The organism is Synechococcus sp. R55.8, from assembly GCF_047461895.1.
Lineage (GTDB): Bacteria > Cyanobacteriota > Cyanobacteriia > Thermostichales > Thermostichaceae > Thermostichus.
In genome coordinates, this window is the sequence record NZ_JANSIB010000155.1 from 1 (window position 1) to 3,237 (window position 3,237).

Genomic DNA, 3,237 nt, shown 5'->3' on the forward strand with positions numbered 1-3,237 from the left:
GTTTCCGTCCCCTTGCGGGGAAAAGGTAGGGATCAACCCTACCCCCGGAAAAGCTTGAATCCATGCAGTTTTCAAGGTGCGTTCGCGAGGGAGTACGGAGACTTCGTGACATAGATATTAACATTGCTCTTGGGGATAAGCGCAAGCAAGAAAATTGGGCTTTCTGAGGCTGTTATGTCTTGTTTTCGTGCCAATCATGGCAAGAGATCTAGGTTTGCCCTTGAAATCTTGAGCTAACAAAATTAGCCTGGCGATTGCTTGCCCCGACAGATCGCGCACAAAACTTTACAATTTTCGCTCTCCTGCTCAGGCCAGGGATCCCATTGCGGGGAGAGTCTGTCTAGACTGGAAAGCAGCCCTACGGGGATCCCTATGCGAATTGGCGTGCCCAAAGAGATCAAAGAGCAAGAGTTCCGTGTCGGGCTGACACCGGCGGCGGTGCGGGCCTTAACCGAACAGGGGCATCAGGTGTGGGTGGAAACCCAAGCAGGCCAGGGGGCGGGCTTCACGGATGAGGACTACCAAAAAGCGGGGGCCAAGCTGGCTGTCACTCCTGAGGAGATCTACCGGCAGGAGCTGGTGGTGAAGGTAAAGGAGCCCTTGCCTGCCGAGTATCCTCTGCTCCATCCCGACCTCATCCTGTTTACCTATTTGCACTTGGCCGCCAGCCGCGAGCTGACCCAGGCGCTGTTGCAATCGGGGGCCACCTGCCTCGCCTATGAAACGGTGGAATTGGCAGATGGATCCCTGCCCTTGTTGATGCCCATGAGCATGATTGCCGGGCGGCTCTCGGTGCAGTTTGGCGCCCATTACCTCACCCGACAGCAGGGGGGGCGGGGCGTGTTGCTGGGTGGGATCCCAGGGGTATCCCCGGGACGGGTGGTGATCTTGGGCGGGGGAACCGTGGGCACCGAGGCGGCCAAAATGGCCGTAGGCTTGGGGGCGCGGGTGCAGATTTTGGACATTAACCTGCAGCGGCTGAACGAGCTGGAGCTGCTCTTTGGATCCCGTGTGGAGCTGCTCTACAGCACGGCCCAAAGCGTGGAAGAGTGTGTTCGCGAGGCCGACCTGGTGGTAGGGGCAGTGCTGGTGCCGGGAAGGCGGGCGCCGGTCTTGGTGGGAGAAGAGTTGGTGGCCCAAATGCGTCCTCGCTCCCTCATTGTGGATGTGGCGGTGGATCAGGGGGGGTGCATTGCTACCACACGGGTTACCACCCATGCCCAGCCGGTTTACGAAGCCTACGGGGTGCTACACTACGGCGTTCCCAACATGCCGGGGGCTGTCCCCTGGACTTCGACCCAAGCGCTGGTCAACGCCACTCTCCCCTACATCCTCAAGCTGGCCAACCTTGGCCTGGCCGCTGCTTTGGAACAAGACCCGGCCTTGGCCAAAGGGCTAAACGTCAGGGCAGGCAAGCTCATCCACCCGGCGGTGCGAGCCACCTTTCCAGACCTGGGCTAGCTCAGGCAGGGGTTGGCTCCCTGGGGAGAGATGCTACTGTCGCCAGGACAGGACATAGCGCTCCAAAGCCGCAAAAAAGGTGTAGAGCAAAATGCCCATAATGCCGAGGGCAGCCAAACCCGCAAAGGCCAAAGGCACATCAAAAGAAGAACTGGCCGACACGATCAGGTAGCCCAGCCCCTGGTTGGAAGCCACCGTCTCCGAGATCACCGAGCCGACAAAAGCAAAGGAGATGGCCACCTTCAACGAGGCAAACAGGTAGGGCATGCTGTGGGGTAGCCCCACCTTGGTGAAAATCTCCCAAGAGCTGGCCCCCAACGAGCGCAGCACATCCCGCATTTCGGCTTCCACCGTCTCCAGCCCCACCGCCACATTGACCGCAATGGGGAAAAAGGCCAGCAAAAAGGCCGTGATCACCGCCGGGATCAGGCCCAAGCCAAACCAAATCGCCAGCAGCGGCACCAAAGCCACCTTCGGGATGGTGTTAAACCCCACCAGCAGCGGGTACAAACACAGATGGGCCAGGCGGGAGCTGCCGATGATCGATCCCAGCAATATCCCCCCCACCAAAGCCAGCGCAAAGGCCAGCAGCGTCGAAGTGAGGGTGGTTAGGGAGTGACGCAGAATCACCGGGCTCCACTGGTTCATGGCTGCGAGGATCTGGGTGGGCGCCGGCAGAATGAAGCGAGGAACGTTGAACAGCCCCACCCCCACCTGCCAGAGCACAAGGGTCAAAACGATGGTGACAGCGGGCAAGACCACAGAAGCCGTTTGGGTCTGCAAAAATCGGTCAAATGATTTTTTCATGGGATCCCTCGGCAGAAATGCGCGGTAACCTGTCCAGCAAACCTTTCCAGATTTTTTGGATCAAGGGCTCTTTGGCCTAATAGCTGCGCCGAATGTGCTGGCGCACTTCCGAGACCAAGCGGTGAAACTCGTCCGTCAGGCAGATCTCCAGCGGGCGTGGACGGGGCAGATCCACTTTGAGGGAAAAGATGATCTCGCTAGGCCGTGGCCCCATTACATAAATGGTATCGGAGAGGAAAACCGCCTCCCGCAAATCGTGAGTGATCAAAATGGCAGTGCAGCCGGTGCGCATCCACAGCCGTTGCAACATTTCCCACATATCCTCGCGGGTAAAGGCATCCAGAGCAGCAAAAGGTTCGTCCAACAGCAGCAGCTCCGGCTGATGGATCAAAGCGCGGCACAAGGAAGCCCGCTGCCGCATTCCCCCGGAAAGCTGCCAAGGATAGGCTTTCTGAAAACCCTCCAAGCCCACGGTGGCCAGCAGCTCCAGCGCCGACTTCTCGTGCTGGGCCAGGTTTTGCTTGAAGGTACGCTTGTAAGGCTCCACCACCTCCAACGGCAGCAACACGTTCTGTAAGGTCGTGCGCCAGGGTAGCAGCACCGGGTTTTGGAAAGCCATGCCCACACTCTTCAGGGGGCCGGCGATGGGCTGCAACTGAAAGTAGAGGGTGCCGCCATGGTCAGTGTTCAGGCCGGCCATCATCTTCAAAAGAGAAGTCTTGCCACAGCCGCTCGGCCCAACAATGGAGACAAACTCCGAGTGGGCAACAGAAAAGCTGACGTCGCGGATGATCGTGACTGGGGATCCCTTGGTGGGGTACTGCAGCGAGACGTGGCGCAACTCCAGAACGGGCTTGCCCGAAACAGCGGGGGAAGATAACCCACTTTGAACCACCCTCTGCGACTCCAACATTGACTCAACTCCAATGATTTTCATAGTGGCCCAAGTGAGGGCTGATCCCCCTGATC

General features: G+C 58.8%; 3 protein-coding genes. 1 reads left to right on the forward strand and 2 read right to left on the reverse strand.

The window, feature by feature from the left end:
* The first annotated feature begins 372 nt into the window (after window positions 1–372).
* A complete protein-coding gene (gene ald, locus NW829_RS11970; RefSeq protein WP_414344666.1) occupies window positions 373–1,461 on the forward strand; it encodes an alanine dehydrogenase in 1,089 nt (362 codons plus the stop codon).
* Window positions 1,462–1,494: 33 nt separating this feature from the next.
* Here ald and NW829_RS11975 read toward each other — a convergent pair whose 3' ends face one another.
* Both NW829_RS11975 and NW829_RS11980 read right to left on the reverse strand, forming a co-directional pair.
* Complete coding sequence (locus NW829_RS11975; RefSeq protein ID WP_414328861.1) at window positions 1,495–2,268, reverse strand: ABC transporter permease; 774 nt, start codon at window positions 2,266–2,268, stop codon at window positions 1,495–1,497.
* A 76-nt stretch (window positions 2,269–2,344) separates the two neighbouring features.
* Window positions 2,345–3,237: ABC transporter ATP-binding protein (locus NW829_RS11980; RefSeq protein WP_414417170.1), on the reverse strand; the 893-nt coding region annotated here is incomplete at its 5' end.